Raw genomic sequence first — 18,067 nt, 5'->3', positions numbered from 1 at the left:
TCAACACCCAACCTTATTCATATAATAATGAATATGAAAACCGTCATGTAACCAGACAGCTTCCGCATCCTTCATGCGCTCCTGCAGCCAGGGCACCATGGCTTTCAGTCCGGCGCGCTCCACTGCCGCATGGTTAACAACTACCATTCCAATACCATGATCCAGTGCATACTGCGCCGCATCATAGCTTGTAATCCCATCATCGCTGACAATGACCGCATCCGGGTGAAGCGGCAGCAATTCATACAAATCGGTGGCAGCACCTGTTCCGATGGCAATACGCCTTATATGCATATCCGTATTCCCGAATACATATACACCATCCTCATGATCACCATGCAATACACGGCAGGTATGCCTTGCCAGATCCTCCAGACGCATTTCAGAAATATCCGCAGCCTGATAATAGGAAGCCTGTGGACGCTGTTCAAACGGGAAGCCAAGCAGGGCCGCCCACTGATCCGCAACACCGTAGGTACGGATACAGTCCCATACATCATGACAGCGGTATACACTGATCCCGTACTGATCCAGCAGCCTGCGCTTGCTTTTTGCCGCTTCATATGCAGCCGTATGTATTTGCGTTGAGCATTGATAAAACGGGTTTTCATGCGTAATGATCATATCCGCCTTATGCCTTGCGGCTTCCTGAATCGCCTGCGTGGTCGCCACCCAGCACACGCCAACGGTATGAATCTGTGCATCTTCGCTTCCATGCAGCAGGTGATCCCGTGTTTTAAAATCAGATCTTATCCATGTTCCTTCCTTCTCCAGCAGTTGTATAACATCCATTACCTTCATAACAAACCTCCTTTCTGAAGCCTTTCACCGTTTACCGTCCTTTTGAACAAATGCCATAACGGAAATAAAGACTCTGAAGCAGAACCTCAGAGCCGCCGGATGCTATTCATCATCACCATCCATAGTGGAAGCACAACGTAAGGTATTTACATAAACGATCTGGTTTTTGCATTCCTCAAGTATCTCGCTTATACGCTTTTCACTAAACGGCACATCCTCCTGCGCCAGAACCATGCTCATCGCCATGGGCAGATTCATCCCGCATAAAACATGCACCCGCTCACTGATATAGGGATAAAATTTCTGATACACACTTCCCCCCAGCAAATCCGTTAACACAATGACCTCATCCTGAGGATCAAATGTATCAAACAGCTCCTTTACCCTGCTTTCCAGATTCTGTTCCTTATCCTCTGCATATGCATTGATATCGTAGATCGTCTTTGCCTTATTCGTAAGAAAATTCACGGTATCCTTTAGTCCGTATGCCAGATAATGATGTGATGCAAAAATAAACCTTCTCATAATAAATCTCCTATCTCGCCAGCAATCCGTTCACTTTCCCCAACCGGCGTATTGCTTGCTTTTGTTTCGTATGTTTTTCCATATTCCTGTGCTTCCATAAAGTATCCCTGATAATCATTCGCATAGCCAATCAACAGAAAATGCTTTGTTTTACATTTTCTTCTCAGCTGCAAGCCAAAGGTAGACGCCAGCTCTCCGGGAAAGGTGACGATCGTAAGATCACCAAGATGGAGAACAACTCCACGCACATGAAATTCCACTTTCTCACATTGCAGCTTCTTTTCCAGCAGTGTTTTTTCCGAGGTGGCAAGCTTCCATTCATCCAGTGAAATATTCTTACGTGATAATACCTCTTCTGCATCCCGTATACCCTTTTGATACTCTTCAAAATACCATGTGTTATCATAGGAGACAGTGTGATCATAGCTTACTGTCTGCACATGATGCAGCCCCAGCTTTTCATATGGCCCCATATTGCGCAGAATTTCTGCAATACCGCTTCCCACACGGTCCAGCTCCGCAAAGTCATTTCCCTGCCGGTACTGACGGTTACTGATGTCTCCGCTGGCGCCGGTAAAGGTATAAGGGGTAACGCCCAGATCCTCTTTCATCAGGGAGCGCACCTTTCCCACAAGATCTGAACTCACAAGCATATTCTCCACACCCAGAACGGTCGCATGGCAGTTGAAATTGCACATGGCAGCGACAACCGTATCTCCATGTATGAATGTAATGATGGCCGCATGGTCTTCAAAGGGCAGATGTTTATCCGTCCGTTTACTGTAGTATCCGTGTACCTTTCCTGTCGTAATGTATGCCTGCACCTCACACAGCTGCTGTTCCAGATGCTGGATACTATCAGTAATTTGCTCACAGACATATGCAAAGTATTCCGGATTATCCGGTGTGCCGAACATTGTCATATCATCCAGTCCGTTTGCGCCGGAATGGGTATGAATTGCACTGATAATGATATGATCATTTTCAATTGTGAGTATTTTTTGTATCTTATCTTTTATAACTGCCGCTTTTTCTCCACCCAATGTGATGACATCAATACTGATAAAGAGTAGTCGGACACCGTCAATTTCCAGCAACAGAGAAACCGCAAGGGGATGATCATGAATCCCCTTTGCAGTATATTTTCTGGCTTCTCCGACATAACCGCATAAATGAACGGCACATTTTGGTGTGATATCAGCGACACAGGTCGCAGCCTTCAATATCAGTCCCTTCTTTCTAGGCTGTGAAGATGCCGGTGGCAGCTCCGATCATGGATGCCACGATGATGAACAGAATCATCCAGGTCATTTTCACCTTCTTCACCTTCATGAAGTAATATATAATTCCTACAGCAGCTACCGGTAAAAGTGCCGGCATAACACCGTCAATCAGCTCCTGAACCTTCATGACGACATCTCCGTTTTTAAACTGCAAACCGGTGCTGAGCTTTACGACGGTCGCAACCAGAGAGCCGACCACGGTCAGACCGAGAACGGAACAGGCCTCGGTAAAGACCGTTATCTGTTTACCGAACTTGGTAATAACATTGACACCCATACCGTATCCCCACTCATACTGAAGAATACGGACTACCAGGAACACAAAGGTAAATGCCGCCCATAGGAAGATTCCCAGTGGATTTCCCTCCATCCCCATGCTTGCCGCAATAGATCCGAAAATTGTAGGTATCATTGCCCAGCCGATGGTATCGCCGATACCGGCCAGCGGTCCCATCAGACCAACCTTGAAGTCGTTGACTGCATCCAGTGAGGAAATACCGCCTTCATCCTCAATACCCAGAGCTGCACCAATCACAAACGGTGAAATCCACGGCATGGTATTGTAGTAACGCATATAATTCAGACAGGATTTCTTCAAATCCTCATCATCCGGATACATCTTCCGTAAGCATGGATATACGGAAAACAATGTAGAAGGTGCCAGCTGTGTTTCATAGTTGAATGTGGAAATACCAATCAGCCATCTCCATGCTGCCTTACGCAAATCCTTTTTTGTTAAAACCTTTTCCTTACTCATCTTCCAATCCTCCTGCGACAGCACCTGCAGCTGCAGTTCCCGCCTTCATCTGATTTTTGTAAATTTCATATGCCCCTGCAAGTCCGATTGCCGCAATACCAAGCACCGGAACCTTCAGATAAGCTGCCAGCACAAAGCCGACCAGCAGAAAGGACCAGTATTTTCCCAGCGGCATATACATTAACAGCATCGCCATACCGACACCGGGAAGAACACCGCCGGCGATCGTTAAGCCGGTGGTAAACCAGGCAGGCATGAAATCCAGTATCGCATTGACAACTGTAGGTCCTGCGACAATACAAACCAGAACCGGAACAGCGGAGCACAGACCATAGAAGACCGGTGAAATTTTAATCATATTCAGTGCTGACTGGAACTTACCTTCTTCGATAAGAGATGTTTCCTTTCTCATCAGGAAGCCGTTGAAAATTTTGTAAATAACGTCAAAGTTTACCCCAAGCATGGCAACCGGAAGACCGATGGCAAGACCTGCCTCCATGCCTTTTCCTGTTGTAACCGCAATCGTTGTCGCGATGATGGCCGCAATCGGATAATCCGGCATGGAGGATCCGCCTACTGCCACGACCCCCATAGACATCAGCTGCATGGTAGCTCCGATGCTTAACCCTGTTGTCGGATCTCCCACAACCAGACCGGTGAGCCAGCCGCAGATAATCGTATTGAATGCAAACAGCTGTGTTGTTACGGTATCTGTCATTTTCAGATACGCAATCAGTGTGATAAAGACAATCTGTAGTATTGATAATTCCATCCTTTTTCTCCTCCTACAATTCCATTGCGTGTGACAGCTTTACAGCTTTATCCGTTGTTGTGAACTGCACATCCACTTCGCATCCGTTTTCCATCAGCTTCTTATAAATTGGCTTTTCCTCATCCTTCACAGAAGCTCTGGAGCTGACCTTCGTTCCGCTATCGCGATCACGGGTAATACCGATGACGATTCTCGGAATCTTCTGTCCGGCTTCCTGAAGTCTTAGAAACACCCCCGGATCTTCGCATACCACAAATACCTTGTGATCATCATACTTCCCTGCCTTGAAATTCTTCATGGCTGTTTCCTCAGTGATGATCGAGCATGCCATGCCGGCAGGCTTTCCAAGTCGCATGCTTTCCTTGATGATCGGATCATTTGCCGTACGGTCATCGATCACCATCACCCGCTGAGCGCCGGACTGCGGTGCCCACATGGTTGCCACAATACCATGCAGCAGGCGGTAATCCACTCTGCCCAATACAATACTCATTACATTTCCTCCTTCGCATGTCAGAATCCGACGCATGATGAGTTCTGCGTCTGTTCTGCTTCACCATTCCTCTAGCAATTCCCATGCCAACCTTTCAAAAACCTTTGTTTACAGGCTTTTTCAACAATTAAGGACACTATATTTTAAAACTTAACACTAGGAGTTATCAGTAATCGCCCATGTAGGAATCAATGAAAACGGATGGAATTATCGGGACGATTACCCCTGGCGCCTACTGCATGTTTCGAATATAGATACAGATATACTCAATTTCCTCAATCGGGATGGAAACACTATAATACTTTTCCACTTTTTCAAATGCGGCTTTTATACAAAGAATAAACTCCTGCATTTCACGACTGCATTCCGCATAGCTTTTCACATAATCCTCAGCCCCCTCACGGGTTACCAGACGTTCAATCAGACAGCAGACATGCACATAAAGACCAAAGCACATATTATAGCTGAACATCCTGTTCATTTCCTTCTGCAGTCGGTCAATCGCATCTGCGACATGCCGGAGCAGCTTATCCGGATTCAGGATGGTCAGATTTCCGATGATATTAGACAGGGAAAAATTTTTCAGGATATTTCTTCGAAACTGCTCCATTGCTTCCTCATTGAGCAGGTCTTTGAAATGAATCGTTAAAACATCAAACGAATTGTTCATAATCAGCTCTTCCACCGGTATGAATTTTATGTTGTCAATGTTGGGATTCAGTGTACCGACAATGCATACGACCTCATAGCGGTCAAAGAAATCATCCTCCATGCGGTTCTCCAGCAATGTTGAATAATCATAGGTAAGCACACGTACAGGAAGATTTTTCGGAAGGGAATCCTCCAGTATCGTTTTCAGCTTTTCCGCAGTTCCGATACCGGTGGCACAGGAACATAAAATTGCTTTTTCCCGTACCTTGCTTTCCAAAATCTCTACATGCATGTCACACGTTTCCCGGTATGCCTCAAAAATTTTCTTCAAAGGTACATCCTTACGGAGTGCGTCTCCAATCTGCAGTGCCATCCTTGTACTGACATCACTGGCAATGGCGACATTTGCCCGCGATATATCCGAAACTCCCCTGTGTATCTCCTTTAGACTGCCCATATCAACCAGCAATACGAGATCGCGATATTCTCCCCGCTTTCTCAGAAAATCATTCAGCTTTTTCACGATGGTTTCCGTAGTCGTATCCAGCGGCATATCAATGGCATCATACACATACTGATCCAGCATCTGATTTACTGCATTCGCTATGGAGGAGGCAGTCGCATAGCCATGTGCCAGAATGATGCCGATGCGTTTATTGATGTCTTTGCTGCGGTGATACATATGCATGATTAAGGTGAAAATCGCCGCAATAAAAGGGCGCAGTTCAATGTCAAGATGCAGCTTCAGCACCTCACTGATTTCCGAGACAATGGCATATTCCCGCATGAATTTCTTTTCTATGATACCGGTAAAATTATCACATTCCTCAGAAAAGGTATCAAAATATTCCTCCATCTCTCTATAGGACTGCATACAGTCACGGATCATAAGGGACATGGAATATATCTCGTTCGTCTGAAAGGAATACCCGTATTTTTCCGAAATCATTTCCACAATAGCCTTCAGTGACTTCATAATATACGTATTCGTCGGGTCTTTGATATTCCGATTATCAAAAAGAACCGAATTAAAATAATGCTCCACATCCACGGTGCATTTCTCGATAAACTTCGGCATCAGAATACGGTTATTCTGTAGATCCCTAAGGTGTCCGAGCAGTGTCGCAAACAATGTGGTCTGCGGCAGACTGTCGGATGCATGCTGCTTCAGCTGATCCAGTGAAAGCATCTGATGCCTGTCAAATAAAATGCTGTTTCGATCAATGTGATGATTAGAAATAATCTTACCCGGCAGGTTCAGCGTATGAATCTCCAGTACTCCTTCTTTTTTGTTGTGAAACAGTGAATTCATACACGTTGCCTGTACAACATTGAACAGCTCACCGACATTCCCTGTATATCTGGCATTCAATAGTGCATTGAAGGCAGTATTGCTGATAGTGATATTCCTGCGCATTTTCTTCGCTTCGATATCCAGTGCCTCAACAAGGATTGAGGTCTTTTCTTTGATGCCGCGGTCCTCCAGCGACGGTATTTCTATACGTACGGGAATCCTTCGCAGCAGCGTTTTTAACAGCACCGTTTCTGGATCCTCGGTTGTCGCAAATACCAGAAGCACTGTACTGTGATACTGATGCTCGTTGTCTCCCAGCATGCGGTAATTGCCGTTATCCATAAACAGGAACAGCTTTTCCTGACATTCTGGACGCAGACAGTGAACCTCATCCAGAAACAGGACACCACCCTCCGCAGCCTTGATCATCCCTACATTATCACATTCCGCACCGGTAAAGGCTCCCTTCTTATAACCAAACAGGTTTGCGGTTATCAGCTCCGGATTGTTTGCATATTCGCTGCAGTTTACATGAAGAAAGGCAGCGTTGTCCTTGAGGATTTTATGATTGATACCATATTCGTACATCATTGCCGCAATGCTGCTTTTTCCTGTTCCGGTTGGTCCATACAGCAGTGTCGGAAGTCCGTGCGGCGGATAGGATATACTGGCTTTGCATTTGTCCACAACATCACGCAGAGAGCCCTTCTGACCGATCAGTTTTTCAAAATCGGATGTATTCTGTCCCTGAATGATTGATCTTAGCTCATCAAAAGAGGTCAGCAGGTTCTTATCCACCCGTATGGAATATTTTTCTTCAAGTGCCTCCCGGTCAAGAAACACAACCGGACGGGTATTTATTTTGATAAATGTTCCATCATTATAGTATTCATTCAGATACTGTGATATCCAGTTTCTGCTGAGTCCCAGCTGTGTCCCCAGCTGAGAAGCATTGTTCAGCTTATACTTTTCATGTATCGTATTCTCTTTCACAAGCTTACGCAAATTGTCTTCCATGTTACCTACAGCTCCTTAAATGACAACAATGTATGTTGTTTCAGATATTCTTTAACTTCAGCATCACAAAGTAAGGCAGTATCCAGACAGCGGTTTACAGTCAGCGATGATGTACGGATCACATCATAATCCAGATAGCCCGGATGAAAGACAATCAAACTGATACGGTCACTGTAGTTCAGATAGGATTTAAAAAATTGCACAAAGGGCAGCTTCTGCTTATAAAACTCTGTGTTGGTGTAATCTGTCTGTATCCCCTGCCAGCGGGTATCCTCAATATGTCCTTTTATATCGATTCCATAAGCATCCGCAATATCGCAGATGGCTTTTTCTGTTGTCCCTGTGCATACCGCATGAGCATCTATATAATCCGGTAATCTGCCGCAGATGGACAAAAACTGTTCCACCTGTGCTTTCACTTCCACAACGGTATCCTCATATACGAAGTTATCTATTCCCTCTTCCATTTCTCTTCTTCTGACGCGGGAGGATAGGAACTTCCCATCCATATTCAAAAGTGAGGGAATCTGTTCCGGTCTGGCACAGGGGCTTCCCAGAATCAGATTGATATGAAGTCCTAACGTGACATTTTCTTCTCTGATCATATCGAAGGCTTGTTTCGCATAAGGCATATTGCTCATCAGCCCGATGTTTTTCACAAGACCTCCCTGGAATGCCTTCAAAATACCGTAGTTTACAGCTTCACTAAATCCAAAATCATCCGCACGTATTATCATTTTCATATCCAACACCTACTTCTCTATATTAAAAATAACGCAATCCTGCATGGTTGTAAATGAAAACGAGATGGATAGATATGGAAAAATGTAGAATAGTGTTAAGCAGAGAATAGATAGTGTCGTTTTAAAACACATAGTGTCTTTATGTCTACTGTTAATCGTTAGGTACTGGTGAAATTATTGATTTTATATTAAATAAATTAACGATTAGCATCATAAAATCAGCGATAAATTGTCTATTATCAGCGATACATAGCGATAATCTGCGATATATATAGAAATCGACGATAAATGTCGATAATCAGTGATAAATTGCCAATACATTCCATATAAATGAGGCTCGGGCACGGCAGATACTGAAAGAAATGACAGATAAGAAGCTTATTGTATCGCTCGGCTCTAATCGCAACCGGATATATCCGTTATACGAATAAAGAATGTGTCCATTCCATCATTTGCTGTATCTTATAATTTATAAAATAAGTATGTATAAACATTAGAGATGTCATACAGATATCAAATACCTTTGCCATCTCTTTTCACTATTCCTACTTAGAAATAATGGGTTTCAAACTTAATGCCGGAAATTCAGAATAGCCATATAAGAAAAGATGGAAAATTCGTTTAATAATTAAATGGAAAGCGAGCCCAAACAAATGATGGATATAAAAAAGAGGAATCAATGTTCCTCGTGTATATCATATGGCTGTTCCTTGTGAAAATACATACTGGATGCAGATAAAACTATCAAAAACATCAGACCGGTTTGTACCCAGTAAACCGTGTAATCCAGAATACCGTGAATCAGTATGGTAAGTATGAATGCAGATATTAAAGAAAACAGTCGTAAGTCAATTCTTCGCTTTAACAATAAATATACTTCTTTCAGATTACCTGCAAAGTAGATACCTGCCAGAATGACACCGATAATACCATGGCTTAAAATCGGATCCAGATAGATGCTGTGCGCATGCTGGGTTGGATGTCCGTGATACTGCTTATATATATGGAAGTAGGTCAGCGGTCCCTCTCCAAGCAGCGGATGCGCCTGGATACCCTTGATTGCCGTTTCCCATATATTACTGCGTTTTGCGAAATCCTGAAAAATCGTTGCCCGCTGCATCAGCTTTGGTTCCAGCAGCAACAGCAGACCGGCACCGCCAATTCCCGCCATGGATGTGGTGAAATAGATAAACCGCTTATTGATCAAAAACATAAACGGAATGGTCACCACGAAGGGAATCCATGCTGTTCTGGAGCCGCTCAGATATAGGGCGAACAGGTTGCATACGATGGTAACAACGTAAAATACAATACGGCGCAGAGTCTTCACCTGCATCATTTTATAAACACAGATCAATACAATAAATTCAATCATCATCGCATAATAATTTGCATTGAAAAAGGTTGAATTGATACGGTCCTTCGGACTGTTTTCCACCTTCAGCTGAAGAAAGCTGTAATTTAAACGGTCTATGATTCTGCAATATTCCATCATCGCCCAGCCAAAACAGAAAAGGGAAATGATACAGCAGGCGTCCATCAGCAACTCGAATAAGCGCTTATTGATAACAGTGCGGAAATAAAATATAAACAGCATCAGCAGCAGGATTCCGATACCGCAGACACCGCCCAGCAGATTACCGCTGATAAATGCAATTGCAGAGGTCAGTAAGCAGAATACTATCATAAATCCTGATTTTGGCACTGCCTGAATGATTCCCTTCATCCTTCCTGTTGCACACAGGTAAAGAAGTACACCGGCAATCGCCAGCAATGGGAATTCAAACGGCAGGAATATGGAACACACAACGAACATAATAATATATTCATCCAGTGTGAAGTTATCAAGTTTACGGTGCAGAAAAGCGGAAATTCTCTCCATCTGTTTCCCTCCATTCCTAAACAAAGTAAACCTATTATAGCATTGCGGCAAAAAAATGACAATTTAATAATGACTACCTTACAAAACTGGTAGAGAAAACGATACAATTTCTCAGCCAGATCCTGAAGGAGCATACGCACAATAACAGAGGTCATGGCTGTTATATACCATAGTCAGAATTCCCTTATGCAATTGCAGAGTTGTAATGAGCAGTAACAAAAACCGGCTTATCCCGCCGGTTAGTTATATGCATTTAGTTTCGTAGTCGTATCTGCTATTTTAGATTCAAGATCAGTTTTTCTGCTTTCCAGTGAGCTGATACTGCTTTCGGCAGCACTTTTTTTCTGTTCAGCTGCCTGCGCCTTGGTATTGTAATCATTGTTTGCCTGCTGACTCTTGGTATACAGCTCATTATAACTGCTAACACTGTACTTAGCACATGCGTCATTATATGCTTTTAATGCTGTCTCATAAATTGCAACGTCGAATTTGGCTTTTTCTTCTGGATTATCACTATTCCTATAAGTATTTTGTTCATTAACTGGTGTTAATAAAGTATATAATTCCTCTGCTTGCTTTTTCAACAATACTGCATTGTTAAATAATTCCTTATACGAATCCAGTTCACTCTGCGCAGCTTCCTTATCTTTTTTTGCAGCCGCCAGATCTTTTTCCACATCCTTCAGCTGAGATTCATACTGATCCAGCTGTTTCTGCAGCTGAGCCGCTTCTGCCTGATTGGTCTTGATTTCATTCTTTTTCTCTTCATCCTCGTCATCACCCGGATTGGTATTCGTTTGCTTATTGCCTTCGTTCTGTTCCTTATCCTTTGAACCAGTACCGCTTTTATCCGTTGTCTTTTCCTTATCATCACTTCCGCCAAGGAAATTTGACAAGGCATATTTCACACCGAAAAATGCGCCGGCAATGATACAGATTCCCACGATACCGATAATTACGTAGGTGATGATTTTATTCATTTTCGCACTTTTCCCAGGATCGTCTTCATCTTCTTCCTCATCGTCATCCTGTTCCAGCTTGCGTTTTGCTTCCTCTTTGCGCTGTTTTTTCTCTTTTATGCGGGCTAGCAGATTATCATCGTCATCCTCTTCATAAATTTCTTCCTCTGCATCCTCTTCCTCCACATCACTGTCATCATATTCCTGTGCGTCCATTGTGTGGAACACAGCAGTACGGTCTTCACCGAAAATCTGTGTCTGATCTGCGGAAGATGCCTTGTTTCTGTTATTCATGATAACCAGTGTTTTATCATAGGCAGGATCGTCATCAAAGCCTACCCTCGTCTGATCAAGCTGTGTGTCATCCACACGGATATCCGGAATCCCACCCTGCTTTACCGCTTCCGGCCGTTTAAAGGTACCAGTTTCGCTGATACTGTCAAAAATGCTGCTGCCTGCTGCTGAGGACTCCTGCTTGGAAGCATAGATCCTTATCTCCTCTTCCTTCTGTTTTTTCAGCTCCTCAATCTTCTTTCTCAATTCATTATCCTGACTGTATTCATTGATCATACCGGATAAATCAATATCTTCATCATTTCCGGCTGTTCTTCTTTTATCATCCATATTTAAACCTCCAACGTACTTGTATCATTGTATATAATCTATGCGCACCGTTTTGTCGTTTTTCCTTATTTTAATGAAAGAGTGCTCATAGTTCTCCTACGAACACTCCGAATCGAATTTCTGCTTCTCAAAGGAGGAGAGAGAAATTTCGCTACGTAAGTCACATATCCTTATTTCATTGGCTAGATGAATATATGCAATCTTACGGCATAATTATAACACCTAATCACATAAACTGTCATTTTAAATCTTAAAATTAACTTAATTTTACATATTTTAAGACTATACTTTTCCACTACGTGATATTTCTATTATATGTAATATATCATACAAAAAAAAGCAGCGCTCTGCTGCCTATGCATGCTTAACGCGATCATGCTCCTCTGCGCGCTTTCCATTATTAAAGCGATCGACTGTCCCCACCAGGTAACCGGTAATGCGTCTTATTTTTTCAAAGCCCTCCGGCTGCAGGTGATAGCCCAATCCTACTTCCTCACCATCAAAGCTCAGCTCAACGGATGATATCTCCTTCTTTGGATTATTCTTGCGTATATAGCTGATATACGCGCGGGCTTCCTTTTCATTCACCTGTTCATTTGACTGAATTTCTATTCCATCAACCATAATCTGATATTCCATATGTAAGCTCCTCCTCATAATTTTCTGATACCATTATAACGAAGCAGATGCTTCCTTACAATTATTACGCCTGACAAGTTCTTTCTTTAGATCTTGCACATAGGTCTGCTACAGCTTGTTGAGATTCCAAGCCATGCCTGCCACCAGGCGCATAAGCGGATTATGTATCTCAATACGCTCTTCCAGGATCAAACGGCATCCTCCATGCGCAAGCTCCTCCAGAGTACCAGTCCATTCACCGCTGAAGCGTTTGTTTTCCATATGGAAAGCATATCGCGTAAACGGCTTTTTTTCTGTTATTGTAAATACTGTTTCATTACCATTCGGATAGATTTCACGAAAAACCGTATCACTATCGGTTTCTATACATTTTAAGTCACTTCTCCATGCATACTGCGTTGTATCTGTCATAACCGCCCAGACAGACTCTGTGCTGTATGGCAGCTCAGTTCGAAATACGGAAGTTTTCATTCTGCTCCTCCATTGCGTACCATTTTTATTTTATTAAACGGAAACAGGACATAGACATCCTTTCCCCGTATATCCTCCCGCTTGAATGGCCCGACACGACGGGAATCATAAGAAACGATACGATTATCCCCCATCAGGAAATATTCATTATCCTTCAGTGTCCGCTTTGGAAAGTCCTCTGTAAAATTATTGCCATGCCTGCGAATCTGATTTGCATAAGCATTGTCAAGATAAGGCTCCTCTATCGGCATGCCATTCACATAGACCACATCATCCTTTGCATAAATCGTATCACCCGGCAGACCGATGACACGCTTTACCCAGTTTTCCTTCTTTTCTTCATTGTATACTACGACTACATCAAAGCGTTCAATATCCTGAAACTTTGCACTGAACACATTCATGAGGCCGATTTCTCCATCCTCCAGCGTAGGGTCCATGCTTCTGCCATCCACACGCACCGGCTTGACAACAAAATTGGTTAACAGAAAGATGCATACAAAGCAGATGACGAAGGTTTTCACCAAGTCCAGCAGCTCATATTTTAAACCTTTCTTTTCTTCCTTTTTCTTTTTTGGCTTTATGTTTTCCGTTCCATCGATGACTGCCTGGAACTGTTCTTCCTTATTTTCTTTTTGATCCATGATACTCTCCTTCCTTAACGGCATGGTTTAATTATAGCACTGCTTTTTTAAAACGAAACTCTTTTTTTAAATTGTTAAGAAAACCTTTTGCCTTTCCTTTGCAGGCGGCTTCACAAAGGTGAACATTTCCATTTTTCAAAATACATAAAGAAAACCGATAATCATTTGAACTGCCCCTGTTTATCCGCTATAATGAAGTTAGATAGAAACATGTATACGGATTTATAAAAGCTGGGAAAGGAGGCGGCGCCCATGCCTGATCAGAATCAGTTCTGGGAGAGTCTGGATAAATACCGCTATATTCTCGATTCTCTTCCAAACCCTGTCATCGTCACAGATATGGACAAAATCGTACGCTATATCAATGTTGCGGCGAGAGCGATTGTTCCCCCTCCTTATGAGAAGCTGTTGAATCAACCCTGCAGTAATTTTCATACACCCTACTGTCATACAAAAGATTGCTGTATCCAACGCTTCCTGCGTAATGAAAAGGGTGCCATCCAAAGCGGTCCCGGAGATATTATAAATCGTGTCGATATTTCCTATCTCAGGGATGCGTTGGGCAATCCCATCGGTTATATCAATGTATCCACGGATGTACGGGAGCTGATGGAGGTGCAGCGCCAGCTGAAAATCAGCCAGGAGCGCTATGAGATTGCTTTACAGCAGGCCCGCACCGCATTGTGGGAATACGATATCAAGGAGCATACCATACAGCGTATAGATAATGTCCGGGGACAATTTTCTGAAATATTTCCCAATGAAGGGGTTATTGAAGGCGTGCCGGATGCTCTTATTGCGCAGGGCATTCTATTTGAGGATTCCATTAGGGAGATCGAAGTCATGTACAGCAAGCTGAAGGAAGGCTACAAAAAAGTTTCCGGACAGCTGCATATGCGTAACAGAAATGGTGAGGAACGATGGGTGGAAATCCGCTGTACAACCATTTTCGATGAAGCGGGAAGAGCCATTAAGGCAATCGGTATTTCAAAGGATATCAGTGAACAGAAGCGCTTGGAAAGCAGCTACCAAAATGAACGGAAGCTGCAGGAAATCATGAATGCAGGATTCCTGAGTGTCTTCGAAATAAATGTAACACAAAACCGGATGATTCTGATAGATAAGGAAGCTGCGGAAAAATTGAGCAGTCCGCCGGAGGAAGGCGTGTATGATGAAATTCTACAGGCAGCTTTACCGAAAATTCATCCGGACTTTCAGAAAAAGGTCTACGAAAAAATGAATTGCAGGGCACTGCATCTGGCGTATATGCGTGGCATACATACATGCAATGTGGAATACAGGCTGAAGCGAAAAGGCTGTTACCACTGGATCAATGCATCCATTCAGCTTTTGAAAAAAGATAGCAGTGCGGATATTTTCGCACGTGTTTTCCTGAAAGATATTCAGGCACAAAAAGAAAAGGAAGAAAAGCTTCAAAAAGAAGTGCACATCGATGCACTGACAGGCGCCTATAATCGTAAAGGAATTATTACACATATCGAGGAGCTGCTGCGGCAGAATCCCGAAGCGATCAGCGCATGCGCATCACTGGATATTGATAATTTCAAGGAGGTCAACGATACCTTCGGTCATTTATACGGCGATGCTGTATTATCTGAAACAGCGAAGAAAATTCAGAAGCTCTGTCGAAGTGACACGCTGATAGGACGGCTGGGCGGTGATGAGTTCGTTGCATTCTTTCCCCGTTTACAAAGCGAGGAGGTTCTCATGCATGCAGCTGAACGCCTGCAAACAGCACTTGTGAATACCTATACCTCGGGAAGTCACATGGTAAAAACAAGTGTCTCCATGGGGATTTCATTTTATCCACGGCACGGTACCACCTTTACAGAGCTTTATGATAAGGCGGATATTGCCATGTATCATTGTAAGCGGAACGGAAAAAACGGATGGACGGTTTATCAGGATACGATGGAGCGCTGTCAGCAAATCATGGAAAAGCCGGATTCCGACAATATCGGGGACATGCAGCTGAATAAGCCTTTTGAGGAAAATATCGGCGAGTATATTTTCCGCATTCTCTATCGTCGGGAGAAGACGGATCCGCAAACCATGCGGACGGTACTGGAGCTTATCGCCCACCATTACGACATGCAGTATTTTTATGTTATGGATTTCAACAGGGAAACCCAATGCATACAGCCGCTGCTTTCCTGGAGTGAAGAGGATAAGAGCCTGTATGAATTGCTGCAGCTGGATGAGCAGAAAGCAGCATTGGAATTTCTGGAAACCATTCATTCTGACAATGACCGTATACTGTTTCTGGAAAATTGCGGGAAGGACTGTTTTGATAGATTTCCAAAGGAAATTCTGAACAAGCTAGCTATTTTTGCGCTGGTTCACATGAGTGTGCCGGTTTCCAATCAACACGATATCCTCATCGGTCTTGCCAATACCAGGCATACGCACAGCTTCAGTCGTGATCAGCGCACGGATATTCGGACAATTTTTGAGGTAATCGTCACCTTCCTCAAAGATCAGCAGCAGCGTGAGCAGCAGAAAAAGTATACCGACACGTTGATTTCACTTTTGAACAACCTTGGAAATTCCATATATGTCATTGATCCGCACAGCTATCAGCTGATTTACTTTAACCAGAGTCTTATGGAAATCTTTCCGAAATTGAAGACTGGTGAAATTTGTCATAAGGTCTTCAGAGAGGAAGATACACCGTGTAAGGATTGCCCGATACGTCAGCTTTCAAAGACAGTTCCCTCTGCCTCCACAGACATACATAATGCGAAGCTGAATGCGGATATTCAAACGACAGCAGCCTATGTGGAATGGTATGATCATCAGAAATATGTTCTATTATCAGGTGTCGATGTTACAAGGTATAAGAAATGACAGCTATGAAAGAGTTTATTCGTTAGAAGAAGTTGTTTCCGAATATGAGTAAACTTAAAACAGGGAGACTTCAATACGATTGTATGTAGCAATAGAAGTTGAATTCTCCCTTTTTCAAACCCTAAAGTAAGAAAGAGTCGTAGAAGAATAGACTCTTTTTCTATAGAATAAACCAGGAGCTTTGACATTTAGGAAATTCTGATACATAAAGTATCCGCTATAAAGATATTGCATTTCACGAAAATAATGGAAGGATGTTATATTAACGGATGAAACATGTATTGAATCCTGCATTATTGTATAAGCTTTCTATTTGCTGCTACTGTTTTACAACAGCCTATACAGACAATACGATAGGATGATCCCCTTGTAATCAGGTAATAAGCTTCACCTTACTTTCCGCTCTTTTGATCCTGGGATGTGCAGAATGGAACGATATTTTGCAATCGCCCTTCTGGACACATACAAATCGATTTCTTCCAGCAGCTCCACCAGATCCTGATCACGATAAGGATTTTCTTTATCCTCCTGCTCCACAAATTTCTGAATTGCCTTAAGAATTGAATCCTTGCTGCTTCCATCCCTAGTTGCAGAAACAAAAAGATCCTTTACTGCATAAATTTCATTATGAAAAAGATAATATGTATTTGACAATGTTCTGGATACGGTGGATTCATGAAATCCTGTCTTATTGGCGATATCCAGCAGTGTGCACGGCTGTAGTTCATCCATATAGAGAAAATGGTTTCTCTGTATATGAATCAGCGCATTTACCATGATTAAGAGTGTTTTATTACGTTTACTTAAATGATCGATAAAATAATAAGCCTCATCAAAATACGCACGGAGCTCCTTATCGTTCTTTACAGCCTGTAATTCATCCTGAATCTGAAAGTGTCCCAATTGCTTTGGTATTATTTCTATTTCATCGCCCAGTGTCTGAATTTCAAAATCAGGCAGAAGGATTGCATTGTTTTCTCCAGCATAGGAGCTGCAGGGATACGGCTGGCAGCCTTGTATTTCTAGCAGACACTGTGTTACAGCTTCCATTGACAGCCCACAGTCCTTTGCTATCGCTTTATAGTCCTTACGGATAAGCTCTTCTACATACTGAGTGAATATTTTCTCAGCAGTATATTTCTTGTTTCTTAACAACTGCAGACGGATGCTGTCTATACTATCCCTTGCGGCAACACCGGCAGGTTCGAACATTTGAAGAATTTGGATATTTTTTTGAATACTAACAGGTGTTTTACCAAGTATTTCCGCATATTCTGCAGCTGAACCGTTAAGAAATCCATGCTCATCCAGTGATTCAATCAAAAAATTACAAATATCCTCATCAGCATCCTGTTTTGTTGTGTGCAACTGCAGATACAAATCCTCTTTCAATGTTTTTCCTGCAGCAATGCTATCCTGCAGCAGAAGGTGCATATCAGTCGATGGCGTATATTCAATTACAGGGTTATTCTCCGTTAATGTTTTTATATAGTCCAGCAAATCCTGCTGACTCATTTTAAGTATATCGAGTGAATTCTTCATCGACTGCGAAAGCTGAAGTGTCTGTGAAAGCTTTTGTGTATAAATAAATTTTGGTTCCAGAGCAATCCCTCCTCTCACCAATATTCTAGCAAGAATTGTGCC

The 18,067-nt window shown here is 42.9% G+C and carries 15 protein-coding genes; 1 reads left to right on the top strand and 14 read right to left on the bottom strand.

What is annotated here, in order from left to right; all coding sequences use genetic code 11:
- The 13 genes from ACESPQ_RS00425 to lepB form a co-directional block, all read right to left on the bottom strand.
- A complete protein-coding gene (locus ACESPQ_RS00425) occupies nt 1–801 on the bottom strand; it encodes a Nif3-like dinuclear metal center hexameric protein (protein ID WP_257376950.1) in 801 nt (266 codons plus the stop codon).
- Nucleotides 802–903: 102 nt separating this feature from the next.
- Nucleotides 904–1,326, bottom strand: coding sequence for a PTS sugar transporter subunit IIA (locus ACESPQ_RS00420; RefSeq protein WP_257376951.1), 423 nt, complete (start codon nt 1,324–1,326; stop codon nt 904–906).
- Nucleotides 1,323–2,549 (bottom strand): neutral/alkaline non-lysosomal ceramidase N-terminal domain-containing protein, encoded by a 1,227-nt coding sequence (locus tag ACESPQ_RS00415; RefSeq protein WP_257376952.1) that lies wholly within the window; start codon nt 2,547–2,549, stop codon nt 1,323–1,325. Before ACESPQ_RS00415 ends, ACESPQ_RS00420 begins: the two co-directional genes overlap by 4 nt.
- 16 nt (nt 2,550–2,565) lie before the next feature.
- Entirely contained in the window at nt 2,566–3,366 is an 801-nt protein-coding gene (locus ACESPQ_RS00410; RefSeq protein ID WP_002606363.1) for a PTS system mannose/fructose/sorbose family transporter subunit IID, read from the bottom strand.
- Complete coding sequence (locus ACESPQ_RS00405; protein ID WP_002606364.1) at nt 3,359–4,138, bottom strand: PTS mannose/fructose/sorbose/N-acetylgalactosamine transporter subunit IIC; 780 nt, start codon at nt 4,136–4,138, stop codon at nt 3,359–3,361. The genes ACESPQ_RS00410 and ACESPQ_RS00405 overlap by 8 nt, the downstream gene beginning before the upstream one ends.
- Before the next feature lie 13 nt (nt 4,139–4,151).
- Entirely contained in the window at nt 4,152–4,631 is a 480-nt protein-coding gene (locus ACESPQ_RS00400; RefSeq protein ID WP_002606365.1) for a PTS sugar transporter subunit IIB, read from the bottom strand.
- A 232-nt stretch (nt 4,632–4,863) separates the two neighbouring features.
- Entirely contained in the window at nt 4,864–7,593 is a 2,730-nt protein-coding gene (locus ACESPQ_RS00395) for a sigma 54-interacting transcriptional regulator (protein ID WP_118001718.1), read from the bottom strand.
- A 5-nt stretch (nt 7,594–7,598) separates the two neighbouring features.
- The gene (locus ACESPQ_RS00390) at nt 7,599–8,336 is read right to left on the bottom strand and encodes a ChbG/HpnK family deacetylase (protein ID WP_002606367.1); all 738 of its coding nucleotides are present in this window, start codon (nt 8,334–8,336) and stop codon (nt 7,599–7,601) included.
- A gap of 676 nt (nt 8,337–9,012) precedes the next feature.
- Entirely contained in the window at nt 9,013–10,218 is a 1,206-nt protein-coding gene (locus ACESPQ_RS00385; RefSeq protein ID WP_009269948.1) for an O-antigen ligase family protein, read from the bottom strand.
- Between the two features lie 239 nt (nt 10,219–10,457).
- Nucleotides 10,458–11,801 (bottom strand): transmembrane and coiled-coil domain protein, encoded by a 1,344-nt coding sequence (locus tag ACESPQ_RS00380; RefSeq protein ID WP_257376953.1) that lies wholly within the window; start codon nt 11,799–11,801, stop codon nt 10,458–10,460.
- A gap of 354 nt (nt 11,802–12,155) precedes the next feature.
- Nucleotides 12,156–12,440 (bottom strand): anaerobic ribonucleoside-triphosphate reductase, encoded by a 285-nt coding sequence (gene nrdD / locus ACESPQ_RS00375; protein ID WP_002606374.1) that lies wholly within the window; start codon nt 12,438–12,440, stop codon nt 12,156–12,158.
- 108 nt (nt 12,441–12,548) lie between these two features.
- Complete coding sequence (locus ACESPQ_RS00370) at nt 12,549–12,911, bottom strand: SRPBCC family protein (protein WP_002606375.1); 363 nt, start codon at nt 12,909–12,911, stop codon at nt 12,549–12,551.
- Nucleotides 12,908–13,555: a signal peptidase I gene (gene lepB / locus ACESPQ_RS00365; RefSeq protein WP_002606376.1), complete on the bottom strand. Its 648-nt coding sequence runs from the start codon at nt 13,553–13,555 to the stop codon at nt 12,908–12,910. The genes ACESPQ_RS00370 and lepB overlap by 4 nt, the downstream gene beginning before the upstream one ends.
- Nucleotides 13,556–13,807: 252 nt before the next feature.
- On the opposite strand from lepB, the gene ACESPQ_RS00360 reads away from it, so the two are divergent.
- Nucleotides 13,808–16,423, top strand: coding sequence for a diguanylate cyclase (locus ACESPQ_RS00360; protein ID WP_373143749.1), 2,616 nt, complete (start codon nt 13,808–13,810; stop codon nt 16,421–16,423).
- Between the two features lie 387 nt (nt 16,424–16,810).
- Here ACESPQ_RS00360 and ACESPQ_RS00355 read toward each other — a convergent pair whose 3' ends face one another.
- Entirely contained in the window at nt 16,811–18,043 is a 1,233-nt protein-coding gene (locus ACESPQ_RS00355; RefSeq protein ID WP_373143748.1) for an RNA polymerase sigma-54 factor, read from the bottom strand.
- Nucleotides 18,044–18,067: the final 24 nt, after the last annotated feature.

This window comes from Clostridium sp. HGF2, from assembly GCF_964240115.1.
Lineage (GTDB): Bacteria > Bacillota_I > Bacilli_A > Erysipelotrichales > Erysipelotrichaceae > Clostridium_AQ > Clostridium_AQ innocuum.
The sequence above is the reverse complement of the archived record's forward strand: the minus strand, read 5'-3'. Positions and strand labels throughout refer to the sequence as shown.

Bases quoted from the DNA above. Each gene is read 5' to 3' on its own strand.
- ACESPQ_RS00425 (WP_257376950.1), bottom strand. From the start codon at position 801: ATGAAGGTAATGGATGTTATACAACTGCTGGAGAAGGAAGGAACATGG.
- ACESPQ_RS00420 (WP_257376951.1), bottom strand. From the start codon at position 1,326: ATGAGAAGGTTTATTTTTGCATCACATCATTATCTGGCATACGGACTA.
- ACESPQ_RS00410 (WP_002606363.1), bottom strand. From the start codon at position 3,366: ATGAGTAAGGAAAAGGTTTTAACAAAAAAGGATTTGCGTAAGGCAGCA.
- ACESPQ_RS00405 (WP_002606364.1), bottom strand. From the start codon at position 4,138: ATGGAATTATCAATACTACAGATTGTCTTTATCACACTGATTGCGTAT.
- ACESPQ_RS00400 (WP_002606365.1), bottom strand. From the start codon at position 4,631: ATGAGTATTGTATTGGGCAGAGTGGATTACCGCCTGCTGCATGGTATT.
- ACESPQ_RS00395 (WP_118001718.1), bottom strand. From the start codon at position 7,593: ATGGAAGACAATTTGCGTAAGCTTGTGAAAGAGAATACGATACATGAA.
- ACESPQ_RS00390 (WP_002606367.1), bottom strand. From the start codon at position 8,336: ATGAAAATGATAATACGTGCGGATGATTTTGGATTTAGTGAAGCTGTA.
- ACESPQ_RS00385 (WP_009269948.1), bottom strand. From the start codon at position 10,218: ATGGAGAGAATTTCCGCTTTTCTGCACCGTAAACTTGATAACTTCACA.
- ACESPQ_RS00380 (WP_257376953.1), bottom strand. From the start codon at position 11,801: ATGGATGATAAAAGAAGAACAGCCGGAAATGATGAAGATATTGATTTA.
- nrdD (WP_002606374.1), bottom strand. From the start codon at position 12,440: ATGGAATATCAGATTATGGTTGATGGAATAGAAATTCAGTCAAATGAA.
- ACESPQ_RS00370 (WP_002606375.1), bottom strand. From the start codon at position 12,911: ATGAAAACTTCCGTATTTCGAACTGAGCTGCCATACAGCACAGAGTCT.
- lepB (WP_002606376.1), bottom strand. From the start codon at position 13,555: ATGGATCAAAAAGAAAATAAGGAAGAACAGTTCCAGGCAGTCATCGAT.
- ACESPQ_RS00360 (WP_373143749.1), top strand. From the start codon at position 13,808: ATGCCTGATCAGAATCAGTTCTGGGAGAGTCTGGATAAATACCGCTAT.